The organism is Moorena sp. SIO3E8, from assembly GCF_010692445.1.
Classification (GTDB): Bacteria; Cyanobacteriota; Cyanobacteriia; order Cyanobacteriales; family Coleofasciculaceae; genus Moorena; species Moorena bouillonii.
Genome location: NZ_JAAHHM010000006.1, coordinates 94,361 through 111,329, shown reverse-complemented (window position 1 = coordinate 111,329; position 16,969 = coordinate 94,361). Strand labels below are relative to the sequence as shown.

The 16,969-nt window shown below is 43.4% G+C and carries 17 protein-coding genes; 7 read left to right on the top strand and 10 right to left on the bottom strand.

Annotated features, from left to right (window positions below):
• Positions 1 to 59: 59 nt before the first annotated feature.
• Positions 60 to 4,427 carry a filamentous hemagglutinin N-terminal domain-containing protein gene (locus F6K46_RS04650; RefSeq protein ID WP_293061086.1) on the bottom strand — a complete coding sequence of 1,456 codons (4,368 nt, stop codon included), beginning with the start codon at positions 4,425 to 4,427 and terminating at the stop codon, positions 60 to 62.
• A 373-nt stretch (positions 4,428 to 4,800) separates the two neighbouring features.
• Here F6K46_RS04650 and F6K46_RS04645 point away from each other — a divergent pair, with 373 nt between their 5' ends.
• Positions 4,801 to 4,998, top strand: a complete 198-nt coding sequence (locus F6K46_RS04645) for a hypothetical protein (RefSeq protein ID WP_293061088.1) — start codon at positions 4,801 to 4,803, stop codon at positions 4,996 to 4,998.
• Positions 4,999 to 5,054: 56 nt separating this feature from the next.
• Positions 5,055 to 6,569 carry a carotenoid oxygenase family protein gene (locus F6K46_RS04640; protein ID WP_293116804.1) on the top strand — a complete coding sequence of 505 codons (1,515 nt, stop codon included), beginning with the start codon at positions 5,055 to 5,057 and terminating at the stop codon, positions 6,567 to 6,569.
• Here the strand turns inward: F6K46_RS04640 and F6K46_RS04635 are convergent.
• Positions 6,554 to 6,733 carry a hypothetical protein gene (locus F6K46_RS04635; RefSeq protein ID WP_293061096.1) on the bottom strand — a complete coding sequence of 60 codons (180 nt, stop codon included), beginning with the start codon at positions 6,731 to 6,733 and terminating at the stop codon, positions 6,554 to 6,556. The two genes, F6K46_RS04640 and F6K46_RS04635, sit on opposite strands and share 16 nt — an antisense overlap.
• A gap of 124 nt (positions 6,734 to 6,857) precedes the next feature.
• Here F6K46_RS04635 and F6K46_RS04630 point away from each other — a divergent pair, with 124 nt between their 5' ends.
• Positions 6,858 to 7,823: a glycosyltransferase family 2 protein gene (locus tag F6K46_RS04630; RefSeq protein WP_293061098.1), complete on the top strand. Its 966-nt coding sequence runs from the start codon at positions 6,858 to 6,860 to the stop codon at positions 7,821 to 7,823.
• Between the two features lie 239 nt (positions 7,824 to 8,062).
• On the opposite strand, the gene F6K46_RS04625 is transcribed toward F6K46_RS04630, so the two are convergent.
• The 3 genes from F6K46_RS04625 to F6K46_RS04615 all read right to left on the bottom strand — a co-directional run bounded on the left by F6K46_RS04625 (position 8,063) and on the right by F6K46_RS04615 (position 11,463).
• Positions 8,063 to 8,830: a PspA/IM30 family protein gene (locus F6K46_RS04625; RefSeq protein ID WP_293061100.1), complete on the bottom strand. Its 768-nt coding sequence runs from the start codon at positions 8,828 to 8,830 to the stop codon at positions 8,063 to 8,065.
• A 430-nt stretch (positions 8,831 to 9,260) separates the two neighbouring features.
• On the bottom strand, positions 9,261 to 9,959 hold the full coding sequence (locus F6K46_RS04620) for a PspA/IM30 family protein (protein WP_293061158.1): 699 nt from the start codon (positions 9,957 to 9,959) through the stop codon (positions 9,261 to 9,263).
• 79 nt (positions 9,960 to 10,038) lie between these two features.
• Positions 10,039 to 11,463: an SPOR domain-containing protein gene (locus F6K46_RS04615; protein WP_293061102.1), complete on the bottom strand. Its 1,425-nt coding sequence runs from the start codon at positions 11,461 to 11,463 to the stop codon at positions 10,039 to 10,041.
• 243 nt (positions 11,464 to 11,706) lie between these two features.
• Between F6K46_RS04615 and F6K46_RS04610 the strand changes: the two genes are divergently transcribed.
• On the top strand, positions 11,707 to 12,366 hold the full coding sequence (locus tag F6K46_RS04610; RefSeq protein ID WP_293061104.1) for a DciA family protein: 660 nt from the start codon (positions 11,707 to 11,709) through the stop codon (positions 12,364 to 12,366).
• Here F6K46_RS04610 and F6K46_RS04605 read toward each other — a convergent pair.
• Positions 12,347 to 12,517, bottom strand: a complete 171-nt coding sequence (locus F6K46_RS04605; RefSeq protein WP_293061106.1) for a hypothetical protein — start codon at positions 12,515 to 12,517, stop codon at positions 12,347 to 12,349. The genes F6K46_RS04610 and F6K46_RS04605 overlap by 20 nt on opposite strands.
• A gap of 73 nt (positions 12,518 to 12,590) precedes the next feature.
• Between F6K46_RS04605 and F6K46_RS04600 the strand changes: the two genes are divergently transcribed.
• Both F6K46_RS04600 and F6K46_RS04595 read left to right on the top strand, forming a co-directional pair.
• On the top strand, positions 12,591 to 12,725 hold the full coding sequence (locus F6K46_RS04600) for a hypothetical protein (protein ID WP_293061108.1): 135 nt from the start codon (positions 12,591 to 12,593) through the stop codon (positions 12,723 to 12,725).
• 457 nt (positions 12,726 to 13,182) lie between these two features.
• On the top strand, positions 13,183 to 13,491 hold the full coding sequence (locus F6K46_RS04595) for a hypothetical protein (protein ID WP_070392370.1): 309 nt from the start codon (positions 13,183 to 13,185) through the stop codon (positions 13,489 to 13,491).
• A gap of 280 nt (positions 13,492 to 13,771) precedes the next feature.
• On the opposite strand, the gene F6K46_RS04590 is transcribed toward F6K46_RS04595, so the two are convergent.
• On the bottom strand, positions 13,772 to 13,927 hold the full coding sequence (locus F6K46_RS04590; RefSeq protein ID WP_158069551.1) for a hypothetical protein: 156 nt from the start codon (positions 13,925 to 13,927) through the stop codon (positions 13,772 to 13,774).
• A 67-nt stretch (positions 13,928 to 13,994) separates the two neighbouring features.
• Positions 13,995 to 14,828 (bottom strand): 1,4-dihydroxy-2-naphthoyl-CoA synthase, encoded by an 834-nt coding sequence (gene menB, locus F6K46_RS04585; protein WP_075899140.1) that lies wholly within the window; start codon positions 14,826 to 14,828, stop codon positions 13,995 to 13,997.
• 63 nt (positions 14,829 to 14,891) lie between these two features.
• On the opposite strand from menB, the gene F6K46_RS04580 reads away from it, so the two are divergent.
• Positions 14,892 to 15,872, top strand: coding sequence for a glycosyltransferase (locus tag F6K46_RS04580; RefSeq protein WP_293061111.1), 981 nt, complete (start codon positions 14,892 to 14,894; stop codon positions 15,870 to 15,872).
• A gap of 175 nt (positions 15,873 to 16,047) precedes the next feature.
• Here F6K46_RS04580 and F6K46_RS04575 read toward each other — a convergent pair whose 3' ends face one another.
• Together F6K46_RS04575 and F6K46_RS04570 are read right to left on the bottom strand one after the other, a co-directional pair.
• Positions 16,048 to 16,425 carry a DUF423 domain-containing protein gene (locus tag F6K46_RS04575; RefSeq protein ID WP_293061113.1) on the bottom strand — a complete coding sequence of 126 codons (378 nt, stop codon included), beginning with the start codon at positions 16,423 to 16,425 and terminating at the stop codon, positions 16,048 to 16,050.
• Positions 16,426 to 16,710: 285 nt separating this feature from the next.
• The gene (locus F6K46_RS04570; RefSeq protein WP_293057307.1) at positions 16,711 to 16,854 is read right to left on the bottom strand and encodes a hypothetical protein; all 144 of its coding nucleotides are present in this window, start codon (positions 16,852 to 16,854) and stop codon (positions 16,711 to 16,713) included.
• Positions 16,855 to 16,969 lie beyond the last annotated feature (115 nt).

Below are 16,969 nucleotides of genomic sequence, written 5' to 3'. Positions count from 1 at the left end.
AATTTAAGAGGAAGTGGTAGATTGGTGGACATTTTTGTTAACTGTTACAAACCCTTGCCTCAACCCTTGCTACCACAAGATCTAGGACTATACCAATTACTCTTAGGAGTACCATTATTCGGTTCAGCAGTCAAGATAATTGTACCATCCTCGCCCACTGTCCAACCCTGAGCTTCCACTATTTTCTTCTTGGGACGAGCAGGAGTAGGAGTAGAGGCAACACGGCGTTTCCCTCTCATCGGCAAGTAACTGACATCAGGGGTAGGAGTAGAGGTAGTTTCTTCGATGTTCTCTTCTTCAGTATCAAGGGTAATCCAATCTACCAGTACAGACCGTTGAGTAATTGGGTCTAGGGGACTTGGGGGTAAGCCACCCCGTCCAGTAACAATGAATTCACCGAGTTCATCTACAGCTACTTTTCCACTCCTGGGACAGTTAGCAACAATTAATACTGAAGGGTCAACTAGTGATGTTGGTAAGATCTCAGGATCTTGGGTAGGATTAACTGCAGCATCGATCTGCACAGACCCATCGAAAGACGAACCCCCTGTAAAACTAATAGCAGAGATATCATTAAATCGAGTCTGACCTTCCTGTAACCTGAAATTTCCGAATAAGCCTTGCAGTTTGATTTCGATCTTTCCACCTTGGCCTTCTTCAGCATTAGCAAAGATATCGTTACCTGTTTCACCGTCAGAGGGAAATAGGATCAGTAATCCACCGTCAATAGTGATATTCCCACCTGTGACTCCATCCCCTGTAGCATCAGCCAAGATTAGGCTGTTGTTATCGAGTGTTGTCAATCCTGATACATTGATATCGATATTTGCTGCTTCTTGGTTGTCGGTTTGTGGGTCGGTTGATTTTCCAGTAGCAGCTACAAGTTGGCCATTGTCTAGGGTGAGAGAATCAGCCTCAATGGTTAGTTTGCCAGCTTCTCCTAGCTTGCTCTGATCCACCTCACCGTTCTCATCCAGCTCAGGGTCTGGAAAACCATCCTGATTCAATCGCACAGCACTTACTGATATTCGTCCTCCATCTTCGACAGTTAGGTTTTTGGTTTTTATGGTCAAGCCTCCAGCATCGCTACCTCTGGTGGCTCCAACTGAAATCCTGCTCTGGGGGATATCATCTTGGATAACAAGGATATCATTGGACGCCTCGATTTTGTTTTCACGGTTTTGCCGTTGTCGTTTGTCTATTTCATTTTCTATATCTTGTTGTCTTTTTTCTATATCTTTTTCTTTTTTTTCTATATCTCGTTTTACTTTTTCTATGTCTTTTTCGGAAAGGTTATCCTTGAGTTTATCCTTGAGTTGTTTTAATTCATCCTGCCGTTTGAGGAGTTTATTATTTTCTTTTTCAAGTTTTTTTTGCAGTCGCTGATTTCTGCCATCCACATCTTTATTTTGTCGTTTCAGTCTCTCCTGGATCCTAGCAACAGTGGATTTTGATGATTTTGGATCACTCCCACTAACAATAACTTGCTCTGAAGCGTTAATCGTAATGCTGCCAGCATTGCCAGGTTTACCAGTCCTCTGAGCACCCTTATCATCTAATAAGGGTGTAGTCTGAAGTTTTCCCTCTGCCGCGACGCCTAATACTTCTTCTAAGTCACTACTGGTAGCAGTAGAAAGAATTTCTCCCCCTTGGGTGACCTCTACTTCCTTAGCATTGATTGTGATATCACCGCCTGTAAATTCACCGATGCTGCGAGCGCTGATGAATGAGCCATTTGATACGGTTAATTTACCATCCGTCGTGACCTCAATCGTTCCTCCCTTAGGCTTACTGTCTCCAACAGCCTGGGCTCCTAATCTACTTTCGGTAACTATCCTACTGGGTCTTTTAACACCAGAAATTTCCACAAAATCGGTGGCATTGACTTTAATATTACCTGCTGGAATGTTGCCCTTAGTGGAAGTTTCCAGTATCCCTCCATCTTTGAGGGATAGAGAGCGAGCTGTAATGGCAATGTTACCAAAGGTTCCTGAGTTTTCTTTGGCGCGCTCTGGGTTTCCAGTATTAAAATCTATGTCACTTCTGATGTCGCTGTTGTTAATCTCAATATTATCGTTAGCGGTTATGGTGATATTGCCAGGATTTCCCTTAGTTTGATTCCTAGCATCAACTCTGATAAAGCTTCTACCGCTTAAAGAAACTGAAGCAGCTTCAATGGTTATCTCGCCACCATTGCCTGTCCTGTTATCTTTGGCTGACGCTTCAATTTTGGCTCGATCTTTCATGATGAAGTCTCCCTCAACTATGATTGTGAGCCTGCCTCCCTTGCCATCTCCTGATGTATTAGCAGTTATACCAGCATCCTTAGTGTTTTTATTGCTGTCAGATCCAATCATGGTCAGTGACCCCACACGGATGTCTATGGGATTACCGTCAGGAATAGGGGAGTCTTCAGCCTTAGCCCTAATTCCACCATTCTGAGCTCTTTTGGATTTAGGATCGCTGGGATCTTCGCGAGCATCAATGGAGAGGGAAGCAGCTTCGATTAAAATACCACCGCTCCTTGGTTCCCTCGATTTTTGTCTAATTTCAGGATCTCTTGCTTCAGCAGTATTCTCAATTCTACTGTTGAATATGACATTAACTGCTCCCCCAGCCAAGATGGTAATTTTACCTCCGGATCCATCCCCTTTATTTTCGATCTGAAGTCTGCTTTTATCATAGAGGGTAACATCGCCATCAACATTTAAGGTCACATCCCCTGGACCACCCTGTCTTTTTTTATTATTACCTTGTGCGGTTTTAATGGTACCTTCCTTTTTTAATTCTACATCGCCAGTCACATCAATGGTAATGCTGCCGCTATCACTATCTCCGCTTGTTGTTGCAGAAATTCCTGCTTTTTCTTTTTCAGATTCGACCATCAGGGAGCCAGCAGTAATTTGAATACTTCCTCCTGGTTGACCATCTGGGTCATCTTTTTTCTGATCTTTCTTGTAATCAGTTAAGGTAAAAATTCCCTGCTGTTTTTTCTTATCAGAAGAAGCAATAATTGAAACTGAGCCATCAGCGGTGATGATAATATCACCCCCTTTTTGACTTCCCTTAGTTATGGTGAATATTCCTTGGTCTTCGTTAACAGTCTCTACTGTCAACGAGCTAGCGTCGATAGTAATTTTTCCGCCTTCTCCACCTTTTTTTTCGGTGATTGTAAAGATTCCGTGGCGCTCTTTTTCAACAGTAGACTTAATCGATACTGAGTCATCAGCGGTGATACTAATATCACCACTTTTCTGACCATCTGCCTTATTTATGGTGAAGATACCCTGTTCTTTTTTTCTCTGTTTTTTCTTTTCGCTTTCTACTGTAACTGTCAGGGAGCCAGCATCGATAGTAATTTTTCCGCCTTCTCCACCTTTTTTATCGGTTATCGTAAAAATTCCCTGACGCTCTTTTTCAGCACTAGACTTAATCAATACTGAGTTATCAGCACTGATACTAATATCACCACTTTTCTTACCATTCCTCTCACTCTTGGTGAAAATTCCTCGGTCTTTCTTATTTTCGGTGTTTTCTACTTCCAGAGAATCAGCAATAATTTCAATGTCACCACCATCAACATCGCTATCTTTAGCTACCAAAGTTTCTATAGCGCTATTCTTAATAACAACATTCCCTTTCTTGACGCCATCGGGAAAATCCAAACCTAGCTTGTCACCCTCTTGAGTCAAGGCGACTTCTCCTGGTGCGCCCAATCCCGCTAACAGAATATTGCCACCTTGATCAGTACTAATCTTACTATCTTTTTTACTATCTTTCTTGCTAACCTCAATATCACCACCAAGCAACAATAGGTTATCAACCGCTAGCTTTTCCAACTTAGCTTGACTGGTAATCTTACCCGGAATTTGATTAAAGAAGAATACATTAGGATTAACGGTCAGCAATGGCGATGGCGGCTCTGGATTAGAGGCACTAAACACTCCTCGATTGCCAAACCCAATCCCATCAGCAGTGGTGCCTACAAAAGAACCGGATACATCCAGCTTCGCCTTATCCCCAAAGAAAATCCCATTGGGATTAATCAAAAACAAATTTGCTCCACCATCGACACCCAAGGTGCCAAGAATATTAGAGGGATTAGCACCAGTTACCCGAGACAGAATATTTTGAATCCCAGCTGGATTAGCAAAATAAACCCTTTGCCCTTTGTCGATATTAAACTCTAGGAAACTGTGGAACAAATTAATATCTCGGATTGCTCCTCCTTTAATTAGATCAACAATTTTCCCATTTACCTCACCAGAGCCCAGGTCTAGCTGTGACGTTTCTCCCTGGGGCAAAGTAGCATCAGGAGTAATCTGAGCATTAGCTTGGTTTACTGAAAATGCGATCGCTCCACTAATGGCTAAGCATAGCGCTAATCCAAACTGAGTGTTATAGCGTTTCAAGACATCTAATGCCATGGGATTTGTTCTCCTGAGCCTGGGGAGGGGTAATTGACTTAAGCTGTCAGCTATCAGCGAACAGCGATTAGCGCTACGCGCACGCTACGCGAACAGCTATCAGCTTGCCCATTGACGCAAGCTACGTGGGGTTTATTTTAAGCTGACGGCTGACCGCTGACCGCTGATTGCTGACCTTTGATTAATAGTCGCTTAAAGCTGCTATTGCTACTAGAAATACTAATTATTACTGCCGGAAATAATATATAGAAATTATTATACCTATACTTCCTAGTAAGTGATGTAAATGTTTGTTAAATAATGTTAGCCAGGGCTACAGAGATGGGTAATGGCTCGAAGAGATAGGCAACGGATATAGGGATCCGTGTAGAAATTGTCAGAATTTTTGTTATCTCCCGATTCCCGATTCCCGATTCCCGATTCCCGATTCCCGATTCCCGATTCCCGATTCCCGATTCCCGATTCCCGATTCCCGATTCCCGATTCCCGATTCCCTATTCCCTGTTCCCGATTCCCGATTCCCGATTCCCTTTGCTATACAAAGTCTGGTAATGTAATAAAATGTAAATAAACTTAAAAACTATTTATACAATAATCTGGCTAAGGACTTGATAAAAGATGGAAAATATGTTATGCAACAAAGAAGCCAATAGGGTTTCTAATCCTGGTGTGTCCTATAGCCAGGAAGATTGGGCAAGAGGTTATGAGTCCCAACGCCATGAAGACGATTATTGGATTGATCAAGTAGAAGGGGAAATTCCTGGGGAATTGCGGGGGACTTGGTTACGGAATGGTCCTGGTTTGCTGGATATTAATGGTTACCGGGTGCATCATCCATTTGATGGGGATGGGATGATTTGTGCGATCGCATTTGATCACGGTCGAGCTCATTTTCGCAATCGGTTTGTACGCACAGAGGGCTTCTTAGCGGAACAAAAAGCGGGGAAACCGGTATATAGAGGAGTGTTTGGCACTCAGAAGCCTGGGGGTTGGTTAGCGAATCTATTTGATGTCCAACTTAAAAATATTGCTAATACCAATGTGATCTACTGGGGTAGCAAGCTTTTAGCCTTATGGGAAGCTGCTAAACCTTACAGTCTAGACCCCCATACCCTTGAAACCTTGGGTGAAGATAACTTAGATGGAGTGTTATTAGGGGGTGAATCCTTTGCTGCTCATCCTTGGATTGACCCTAGTTGTAAGCTTGATGGTGGTCAACCCTGTCTGGTGAATTTCGCGATTCAGCCAGGTCTGTCTAGCAAAATTACTATTTACGAATTGAACCTGACCGGTAAACTATTACGACGTCAGGCTTATAGTGTTCCTGGTTTTGCCTTTATCCACGATTTTGCGATTACCCCAAATTACTGTATTTTCTTCCAAAATCCTGTTAGCTATAATCCCTTTCCGTTCCTGTTGGGATACCGAGGAGCTGGTGAGTGTGTGGCATATCAGCCTGAACAACCGACCCGGATTATAGTGATTCCTCGTAAACAGAACACAGAGGAAGTCAAAATCCTAGAAACCCAATCGGGCTTTATTTTCCATCACGCTAATGCTTTTGAGGAAGATGGCAAGATTTATGTCGATTCTATTTGCTACGAGTCATTACCAGCAATAGAGACAGGTACGGATTTCCGGGAAATTGATATGAATACGAACGCACCAGGACAACTCTGGCGCTTTACGTTGAACTTAACTGACAAAACCGTAGGGAGTAAGTTATTAGAAGAGCGCTGTTGCGAGTTTCCCATCATTAACCCTAATTGTGTCGGACATCCCTATCGCTACTTATTTATCGGAGCTACTGATCGTCCCACCGGTAATGCGCCATTACAAGGGATTCTAAAAATAGATATGGAAACAAAGACACAACAATTCTGGAGTGCTGCGCCAAAGGGTTTTGTAAATGAACCAATGTTTGTGCCACGACCCAATGCTGAACGAGAAGATGATGGTTGGGTATTGACCTTAGTATATGATGCTAGTCATCACCGGTCGGATCTAGTAATTTTAGATGGTTGTGATTTAACTAGTGGACCGATAGCACGACTGCACTTGAAGCATCATATCCCTTACGGTTTACATGGTAGCTGGACTTCTGAGTTGTTGGGACTGGGGTTGAATCAGGTTGAAGGTTGAAGGTTTAAGAAGGTTGAAGGTTTAAGGTTTAAGGTTACAGGTTGTTCGCGTAGCGTGGCCAAAAGGCCAAGGTTACAGGTTGTTCGCGTAGCGTGGCCAAAAGGCCAAGGTTGAAGGTTACAGGTTGAGGGTTTAGACTTTAAATAGAAACGTTTAACCAACATGGGGAGATAATTAGGCTAAACTTATTGCTAAACTTATTAGTTATTAAACTTGTGGGGGAATTATAGGGTTGGAGCTTCATGATTAAACCTAAGCTAATCACAGCATTTTCCTCAGGGGTGCCGGATGAAATTCAGCGTTGTTATCACGACTTATAATCGCCTAGATCTACTCAAGCGCGCCATTGAAAGCGCACTTGCTCAGACATTTCCCTGTGAGATTGTTATCGTTGACAACGGTTCGTCTGATGGAACCGAAGATTATGTCCAAGAGCGCAGTGAAGCCTTGACACGTGCTGGTGAGCAGAGCCTGGTTTATCACCGAAATGCCGATAATAGGGGCCACTCGAAAGCGGTAAATAAAGGGGTAGAGCTGGCAAGTGGTGATTGGATCAAGCTGTTGGATGATGATGACTACTTAGCCAGGAACTGCATTGAAGAAATGGCTAATGCGATCGCATTACATCCGAAAGCAGTGATTTGCTCTTGCCAATCGGCTCAAGTAGATACCTTAGGAGCCCAACTAAGTATAACACGGCGAGTGGGTTCACTGCAAAGGTTATATATTGCCCAAGAAGACATTCATTATGGAATGCTTCTAGAAATGGTACCGTTTGGGACCCCAGCGCAAGTGGCGTTTTCCCGTGATAGTTTTCTGAGTTCCGGTGGTTGGGATTCTAGCTTAGATACCAACTTTGATGATATTGATTCCTGGATTCAAATCGCTCAGTTTGGGGATGCTATATTTATCAATAAGTGTTTAGCTTACCGGACGATTTGGTCTGGTGCTTATAATCATAAGTTTTCGTTCCAGAAACGTCTTAAAACCCATATTTCCATTAAGGAAAAAATCTATGCACTAGTCAGTGAAAAATACCAAGGTCAACTCCCCTTACTCTGGGAGCTGGTAGCTTATTTGAGATTACATTGGGGTTTAGTAGCCCTTAAACGAGGTAAGTTGATCAGTGCCGCTGAATTATTGTTTCCTGAGTGTTTTTCACCGATTGCTTTCTCACCCATTGCTTGGAAGTTACTGTTACTTAGAAAGACTCTAGGCGGCGAACCCTCATTATACCACAAGTTGCCGGTTTAATGGGGCAACTAACTTAAATCATTGGTCATTGGTCGGAAATTGCCTATTGACCATTAACCATTTTCTTTAACACAAAGTGATTAATTAGTAAACTAAAACTTAAAAATTGGAAATTGGCTAGTAACCAATTAGCTAGTAACCAATTAGCTAATAACCAATTAACAATTACCAATTAACCCTTAAACATTAAAAATTAACAATTTCCCTGAAGCCAAAGTGATTAACCGGATTTGATCTGACTACAGATTATCAATTTGTTTACGAAGGTCTTCCAACTCTTTGTCAACCGGTGAATCTGAGGAAGTAGATTTTTTCTCCTCTGAGGCTGGTAAAGCTTCTTGAGATACAGAACCACCAGCCAACTGAGCTTTCATCGTGGCCAACTCATCATCAACATCATTGCCTTCCAAGAGTCTAAATTGCTCTTCCAAGCCAGCACCACCCAGCTCATGGACAGCTTGAGAACGAGCCTCCATATCCAAGACTTTCCTTTCCATACGCTCAAACGCTTCTAGGGAGCCACCAGTATTGATAGACCCCATGGTTTGTTGTAACTTTTCATTGGCCTTAGCCGCCTGAGCTCGTGCTTTGAGCATATTTTTTTTGGTCTTGGCTTCGGAAATTTTGCCTTCGAGAGCCACCAGATTACGCTTAAGAGTATTGACCTGATTAGTTTGCTGATCCAACTGAGTTTTCAGGGTAGCAGCAGTATCAGAATTGGTCTTCTTACGCACCAGAGCCTCACGAGCCAGGTTTTCATCCCCTTTGCTCAGAGCCAGCTGAGCTCTTTTCTGCCAGTTGTTAGCTTCTGTTTGGTTTTTGTTGTATTGCTGCTCTGTGCGTTTTTGTTCAGCAATTGACCTGGCAACTGCTTGACGCAATTGAACCAGATCCTCTTGCATATCAACAATAGCTTGATCCAGAATCTTTTCTGGATCCTCAGCCTTGCTAACCATATCGTTCAGATTAGCTCTGACCACTCTGCTCAGGCGATCAAATAATCCCATAACACTGTTTATCCTCTAGGAGTGTACATTGTAGTTAGAAAACTGGCTTGCTGGTGCGTAAGCCTAGTTAAGTTGTCTTGAGGGACAAGCAATTGTTGCTGTCGAGTCTCAAGTCTGGTTGGGTAGCTGAAAAATTCGCGGGCTTGACCCATACCCTAGCCATTAAGACAGGGAGCCTTTGATCCAGTGTAAAAACTTCTTGGGAAAAAGTGCTAGACAACAAGCTAAGGTTTGAACTCTCTCGCGGCTGAACCATGGGGGATTCTAAGGGATTGCTGTTGGAGGGGTTAAAAATTGGGGTCCAGAGGCGCTTATGATATACTATAATAGTTCCATATTGCAGAAAACGTCTTTATCTTATCGAAGAGGGGAGTTTGAGGACACTACTTACTTTTTCCAAGTATTTATCGGATTTTTCCGGATTTTTCGGTTATTCTGCCTGAGTTGAGGGTAATTGAGGAGTGTCGGTTCCTTGAATCAGATTAGCTTTCATGGCGGCTAACTCAGCTTCCACATCATCGTTAGCTTCGAGAGCGGCAAATTTCTGATCGAGTTGATTACTACCTAACTCAGCCATTGCCTTAGACCGGGCTTCAAGCTCCATTACCTTATCTTCCATCTTTTCAAAAGCGCTCAAGGCACTACTTTTCCCGACATTACTGAGCATCTCATTAATTTTCATGGATGCCTTAGCTGAGTTAGCCCGAGCAATATACAAGTTCTTTTTAGTTTTCGCCTCTGAGATTTTCTGTTCTAGGGTACGCAGCTCTTCCTTGAGCTTGAACACAAGCTCAGCTTGCTGGGAAAGCTGAGCGTTCATGGTTGTGACGGTCACCTGATGAGATTTCCGCCGTGTCAGGGCATCCCGTGCCAAGTTGTCGTCTCCTGCTGACAAGGCTAACTGAGCGCGACGGTACCATTGCTCAGCAGCCGCTTGAGCCTGAGAGGCTTTTCGTTCGGTACGTTTTTGGGTAGCGATCGCTTGAGCTACAGCCTGACGCATTTGAATCAAATCCTGCTGCATATCATCGACAGCCTGTTCCAGGATTTTCTCAGGATCTTCAGGTTGGTTAATCAGACTATTAAGGCTAGCGCGAATGATTCTAAACATACGATCTAGTAATCCTATGGCAGCTTTCCATCATGATCAGGGCTTAGGGAATGAAAACTGATGTTATTCAGATTGAACCTGACACTTAACACTTAAGTCAAGGACGATAAATCGAAGCATAAATTCCCTGTTGCTGGAGTTTTTCTAGCAAACCTTGTGCTTCATGTTCAAATTTGAAGGCTCCCATCTGAATGCGGGTACCTTCAGATAATTTGCGCACATAGGCATCAGGAACAATTGTCCTAGCTTGCTGTAGGGAACGCTTACCATCGTAGTTGATCACGACATAGTAGAAAGGATCGGGAGCAGGTAAAGACTCCTCTACCACTGTTCTCAGGGATGCGACTTGATTCTGGAGTGTTTCAGAGATAGCTGGTTCAAGTAATCCTGACTGTGCCCGTCTTCCTGGGGGTACTAAAGAGCCTGAGCTTGTTGGTAATGATGACAGGGGAACCTTTTGGAGTGGTTGAACAGAAGGCAAAAGTACTGAAGATAAGGAAGACCCTTTAGGAGGCATCGGTCTAGTTACCACCTTAGGAGCTGATTCAACCACCTTTGGTATTGGGACATCTTTTGTATAAAAAGGTTTTTGCTGCGGTCCTGGAGTAGCTTCCACTTGAGAAAGGGTATGTAAGTTCAAGTCTACAAATTCCTCAGAAGCCAAATTAGGACCACCCTGTAGGGGAGAATTAGGAACCGACTCAGTCTGTTGTGGTTGATCTGGTTTAATTTCCTGGGGGGTTTTGGAGATCTTGGGAATGATGGAGCTAATCAGCTGGGACAGATCCAGATTACTTAACACCGAGGGATTGGAAAAGATATAGGGTAGGGTAGCGCTTAACAACAGCAAAAGTACCATGAAACCGACATTTAACGGAGTCAGCAGTTGGTAAGACACCTGCTTTTGGTTGTCAAATTCTTCTTGATCTTCTGCCAGACTCTGTAGTAGTTTTTCTGATGATTCGAGATAATCTTCTGGCTGGGTTTGGTTAGCCCCTAACTTGATCAAACTACCTGATTTTTCAGGCAATTTTTCAGGAGACTTAAGTTGCTCCGTAGCCTCTTTCTGAATACCTAAGCTAGCACTTTCACCATTATTATACTGGGAGACAACTGGTGGCTGAGTAGGTTTTGGGGACTGTGATAACAGGGAATCTAGGGATTCAGTCTGCTCAACCAATGGCTCTTGTGGTTGTTTGAGAGAAGTTGTCCCCTTGGCTGTTAGGTTTGGCAGTGGAATGGTTGATGGCTGCTTTAGTTGAGGGATGGTCTTGTTTGTCTGCGATGGTGAGGATTTCTGTTGTACCTCACCCACAGAAATTAACTCTAGGGGTTTACGCGCCCGGTTACGACCAAGACTACGGTTAGTCATGACTGGGCGTCCTACTCTTCGACGTCGGTAGCGCGCTAATTCTTCCTCTAGTTGCACATCAAGGCTACTCAGAGCAGCTTGTAAAACTGAGTTGAGGTTGTAGTTACCCGTCGAGCTAGGGGATGAATTAACTGAGGAGTTTTGGCTCATGGCAGACTCTATGGGTCGTTTGTGCTATAGAACAAGCAACAGGACTTACGCAGCCATTCTATCTCTAGGGTCACCCTACTAACTCTAAGCTAGTTTATCTAAGCTAGTTTATCTAAGCTAGTTTATCTAAGCTAGTTTATCTAAGCTAGTTTGTAGCCTAGTGTGGCACAGGCTTCTAGCCTGTGACCTCAGTCCTGAAGCCATCAAAACTATTGTGAAATCAATTAATTATAGTAAGGCGATATGCTTAAATCACTCAATCAGATCTTAGATAGGATTACAAATCAGCCGGAGTGGGAAGGTATACAACGCTTGTCATACCTAATTAAGTCTTGGTCTGAAATAGTAGGAGTGAACATAGCTAATCATACCAGACCCTATGCTATCTCTAGGGATATCTTATATGTGGCTACCTCTAGCTCTGTTTGGGCACAAGAACTAAAATTTAAGCGCCGGATGTTGTTGAAACGGCTTAATGCTAGTTGGTCTGAACCCCTAGTTGACATCCACTTTTCTCCAGCTCAGTGGCGGAAAACACAAGTTTTGGGCAATGGCTATTCACAATCTGAGTTGACCCCAAACCATAGACATCCTAGCACCATCTTGCCAATGTCTTCATCACTGGTTTCTGAGGAATTGGAGTACAGAGAAAACAGAGAAAGTAGTGAAGCCACTGACACAAATACTGACACAAATACTGACACAACTACTGACACAACTCTGGCCAATAGGCTAGGCTACGCGAACAGACCCGAAGCAGCGTTTAAACATTGGGCAAAGATGATGCAGATGCGATCGCAAAATTTACCACTTTGTCCTCAGTGTCAGTGTCCGACTCCACCAGGAGAACTTCAGCGTTGGGATGTCTGTGGTCTTTGTGCTATTAAGCAATGGCAAATTTAGACCAAGGCTTTAGAAGGGAGAAGGGAGTAGGGAGAAGGGAGTCGGGAGTCGGGAGTAACGAGTAACGAGTAACGAGTAACGAGTAACGAGTAACGAGTAACGAGTAACGAGTAACGAGTAGGCAGTAGGTAGGGGGGTGTGGGGCGCTCACAGGGGTAGGTTTTTTACATTAAGGTCAAACATGGGGCGACCCAGAGGGAGAGGAAAAGCAAAACAACGAAGAAATGATGCAGCGCCTTAATGCGGGGGAAACCCCCTGTTCCCTTGCTCCATCGCTTTCTTATCCCCCACACCCCACACCCCACACCCCACACCCCACACCTGAGGAAGTTGTGTGGTTTCCAGCACTGGTGCTTTGAATCAACGGTGCTTTGAATCAACAAAAGCTTTTAAATTTGCTCTAAGACTTTGGTATAAGAGGTAGAGCTAATTTTGCTGTGGAGGCTAAAAGCCAGTCAGCCTCCCCGGCTGACCCTTGATTTTTAGAACACTGAACTGATACTTTTTCATAAGTTAATCGGGATAGATTCAGTATCTAAATATACTTTTGGTGTTTTTTTTTGCTTGATCCCTATGGGGTTTTGGTATAAAACAAGCCAATTCTTTCAGAATCCACCTTTTTTTGTGACTTTTTGTAAAATAAAATGTTTCTATTTGTAACAAAATAATTAATAAAATATTAAAGCTTTAGGGGCTAACGATATGGCTATAACCTAGGCTGGTCAACAGCTTGCTATCTATAACAAGCTGAGGTAGGAGGTAGCAGAATTAAATGTGAAGAGGAGATAAAATTTTTTTCACAAAAAAAGAGTTATCATGAAAACATTGAATTTACCTGTATCTAGTTGCAGATTTTGTCAGTATTATCAGTCAGAAGGACGACGAGGGGGTATGTGTCAACAACTTGGGGTGCCTGTCAGAGCTACCTGGAAAGCTTGTGCTTTTGCTATGCCTACCTTTTCTTCTTCTTGGGAGAAACTAGAAGAGATTTGGCAAGATGAACAACTGATGCTCACAGAGGAGCTATCGGTAAAGTGCTCTGAAAAATCCTCTGGGACAGACAAGACCATTCAAGGTGAGACCATCACCTCTAAGAATTCGTCAACAGACATCATGCTGGTGTAAATTGTTGATGTAAATTATTCGTATTATCAGTAATATCAGCAGTAACTTACTAGTAACTCTACCCTTAAGACAATCAATAATTCAAATAAAAAAATTTCACAAAAATCAGTTTAAACCAAATCTTCTAGTTCTAGTAGTTACCTGCTTAAAGGTGTCAGCTTAAAAAGCCAAATAATTTCATAAAAATCGGCACCTGATATTTGCTATTAAAATAGCTTTCGTCGCACTTTGATTCAACATAAGGTGCGTTTTTTGTTGATAATCAAATTTTGCACCAAGTTTAAAATTGTTTAAAATTAATCTGTAAAGGTAGGGAACAGGGAACGGGGAACTTCGGATCAGTGATAAAATTTGACTCTGTCTTGATGCAGCCCCTCCACACTCCTGCTTTGCATGGCTGACAGGGATAATTCTCCCCATCTCCCCATCTCCCCATTTCCCTATCTCCCTACTCCCTACTCCCCTTCAGCGAAAGTACCTCAAAAATTGAGAACTGCTATAATCTAAGGTAACCAAGGATATTGACGAAAATCTGGTGGACGCTTTTCTAGGAAAGCTTGTTTACCTTCGGCTCCTTCTTCTGTCATGTAATAGAGTAAGGTAGCATTACCAGCTAGCTCTTGTAGACCAGCTTGACCGTCGCAATCGGCGTTAAATGCAGCTTTCAAGCAACGAATGGCAATAGGACTTTTTGCCAAAATTTCCTTTGCCCACTGTAGCCCTTCTGCTTCCAACTTCTCCACTGGAACGACACAGTTAACTAAACCCATTTCTAGGGCTTGAGATGCGGTGTATTGACGACAGAGAAACCAAATTTCTCGGGCTTTTTTTTGACCAACAATTCGGGAAAGATAGCTAGCGCCAAACCCACCATCAAAACTACCGACTTTCGGTCCAGTTTGACCAAAGATAGCATTATCAGCAGCAATCGTTAGGTCACAAATTACATGTAGGACATGACCACCACCAATAGCATATCCAGCAACTAGGGCAATCACTACTTTGGGTATAGAACGAATTAGGCGTTGCAAATCTAATACGTTTAAGCGAGGAACGCCATCTTCTCCAATATATCCAGCTTTGCCTCGTACACTTTGGTCACCACCAGCACAAAATGCGTATTTGCCATCGGTGTGGGGACCAGCACCAGTTAATAAAATAACACCAATACTGTGATCTTCGCGGGCATCACAGAAAGCATCATAAAGTTCAAAGACGGTTTTGGGACGAAAGGCGTTGCGTTTGTGGGGACGATTGATGGTAATTTTGGCAATACCGTCGGTTTTATGGTATAGAATGTCTTCGTAAGTTTTGGCAGTTTGCCAGTCAATTTGCATAACGTTTTCCATGCGATCGCTGTTTAAGTTCACAATAATATCAAATTCAAAAGGTTCCCAAGTTTGCTAAGCATTGTCATTCCCACTTACAATCGCTTACCGATTCTCAAAAAGTGCCTAATCGCGTTAGAACATCAGCAATTCAGGCACGATAGCATAGGTGCGCTCTTACTTGGCGAATTTAATTCGCCAAAGGTGAGACCTGAGATCTTGGATTATGAAGTTGTTTTAGTAGATGATGGCTCAACGGATGGCACTTTAGATTGGTTGACAGCACACAAGGATCACTTTCCCCATGTACGCTCATTTGCTCAAAACCATGCTGGACCGGCTGCAGCTCGGAATTTAGGGGTGAAGCAGGCCCTTGGTGAAATAATTATCTTTATTGATAGTGATTTAGTAGTTACTGAGCATTTCCTACAGTCTCATGCTGATGCTTTGGTAAAGGCACAACAGCGTCTGGGATGCGATCGCTTATTTACCTACGGTTGGGTGATCAATACCTGTAATTTCGAGGACCCTACCAGCGAACCCTATAAAATTACTGATTTCTCTGCTGCCTATTTTGCGACGGGGAATGTTGCGATCGCACGAAAATGGCTCTTAGAAGCTGGACTGTTTGATACCCGCTTCCAACTCTATGGCTGGGAAGACTTAGAACTAGGTGTCCGACTCAAGCAGCTGGGCTTAAAACTGATTAAATGTCCGGAAGCGGTAGGTTATCATTGGCATCCTCCCTTTAGTCTCGACCAAATTCCTCGGATGATTGACCGGGAAATTCAACGGGGGCGTATGGGTGTATTGTTCTATCGGAAGCACCCTACCTGGGAAGTCAGGATGATGATTCAGATGACCTGGCTACACCGACTACTCTGGGGGATTTTGTCTTTAGGTGGACGACTCAACGAACGCACCATGGCTCCCTTTTTACAATGGCTAATTGACCGAGGTAAATCCCAGCTAGCTTTAGAAATTGCCCGAATTTTCCTTAACTGGTACAACGTCCAAGGTGTTTATGCGGCTAATCGGGAGATGGAAGGTTGAAGGTTGAAGGTTGAAGGTTGGTGGTTGAAGGTTGAAGGTTGAAGGTTGAAGGTTGACAGTCAACTCTCAAGAAAATATCTGAGCTGATTTGCACTTAAATTGGTTATTTCCCATTTCCTGTTCCCTGTTCCCTGTTCCCTGTTCCCTGTTCCCTGTTCCCTAAAATATGTAGTGATTACTCGAAAGAGAAAGCTGCGATCGCTAAACAACCCCATCCCAAGATCAACGCCGCACCACCTAATGGTGCGATCGCTCCTAGCCACTTGATCCCGGTTAAACTCAGGGCGTACAAACTACCAGAAAAAATGGCAATTCCAGCGATAAAAGCTGAGCCAGCTAAGGTAAGGGGAGTTTGTGCTACTTCTGCGCGGCTCAACAACAAGGCTACTAACATGAGCGCTAGGGCATGGTACATTTGATAGCGGGCACCAGTCTGAAAAATCTCCAATGCTCGTTCGGTAAGTTTTTCTTTCAAAGCGTGGCTAGCAAAGGCTCCAGCTGCTACTGATAATCCTCCTAAGATCGATGCGATCGCTAAAAAAATCCGAGTCATTAATTTTGTCCTTGCGGAAACTGTCTGCTGATAGCGTACTGTCGGGGGTTTTGTACCTAGATAAGTGCTACGCAGAAACTCTTAATCGTGAGGTTAAGAAGCCCGCGCCGTAATCAAAGATTCGGCGTCGGGAGTATGTCACAATTCTCGCTTCGCCATCATACCTCAGTAGTCAGGAGCGGAATTTTGAAGAAGGTGGGTTACGGCACTTTCCAAGACTGATTGCTAATCGCTCAAAATCTTTCCCGCGCCTCACCCACCCTACGCAATAGCTAGGGGTTTGTCTTAACCTCGTGTCATTTTGATGTGCTCCATAATTTTCTGCTTCCTAGCCTCTGAATATAAGGAAGGCTGCTGCTGAGGCAGTTGGGTAGTTTTCTCCAGGTGCTCCATAATTTTCTGTTTGCGTTGTTCTTCTGAAGTCGCCATAGTTAAGATATTGATAAATATTGCATTACATTAACTTATATTAAGATTGCTCGGCTCATATGGCAAGCTCAAATCCCCATATTCCCCTCAGGCTTAAAGCTGCTGGAGTTTTTGG

Bases quoted from the DNA above. Each gene is read 5' to 3' on its own strand.
- F6K46_RS04595 (WP_070392370.1), top strand. From the start codon at position 13,183: ATGAAAACATTGAATTTACCTGTATCTAGTTGCAGATTTTGTCAGTAT.
- menB (WP_075899140.1), bottom strand. From the start codon at position 14,828: ATGCAAATTGACTGGCAAACTGCCAAAACTTACGAAGACATTCTATAC.
- F6K46_RS04575 (WP_293061113.1), bottom strand. From the start codon at position 16,425: ATGACTCGGATTTTTTTAGCGATCGCATCGATCTTAGGAGGATTATCA.
- F6K46_RS04625 (WP_293061100.1), bottom strand. From the start codon at position 8,830: ATGGGATTATTTGATCGCCTGAGCAGAGTGGTCAGAGCTAATCTGAAC.
- F6K46_RS04640 (WP_293116804.1), top strand. From the start codon at position 5,055: ATGTTATGCAACAAAGAAGCCAATAGGGTTTCTAATCCTGGTGTGTCC.
- F6K46_RS04635 (WP_293061096.1), bottom strand. From the start codon at position 6,733: ATGTTGGTTAAACGTTTCTATTTAAAGTCTAAACCCTCAACCTGTAAC.
- F6K46_RS04650 (WP_293061086.1), bottom strand. From the start codon at position 4,427: ATGGCATTAGATGTCTTGAAACGCTATAACACTCAGTTTGGATTAGCG.
- F6K46_RS04570 (WP_293057307.1), bottom strand. From the start codon at position 16,854: ATGGCGACTTCAGAAGAACAACGCAAACAGAAAATTATGGAGCACCTG.
- F6K46_RS04600 (WP_293061108.1), top strand. From the start codon at position 12,591: ATGATGCAGCGCCTTAATGCGGGGGAAACCCCCTGTTCCCTTGCTCCA.
- F6K46_RS04610 (WP_293061104.1), top strand. From the start codon at position 11,707: ATGCTTAAATCACTCAATCAGATCTTAGATAGGATTACAAATCAGCCG.
- F6K46_RS04590 (WP_158069551.1), bottom strand. From the start codon at position 13,927: ATGGGGAGATGGGGAGATGGGGAGAATTATCCCTGTCAGCCATGCAAA.
- F6K46_RS04630 (WP_293061098.1), top strand. From the start codon at position 6,858: ATGAAATTCAGCGTTGTTATCACGACTTATAATCGCCTAGATCTACTC.
- F6K46_RS04615 (WP_293061102.1), bottom strand. From the start codon at position 11,463: ATGAGCCAAAACTCCTCAGTTAATTCATCCCCTAGCTCGACGGGTAAC.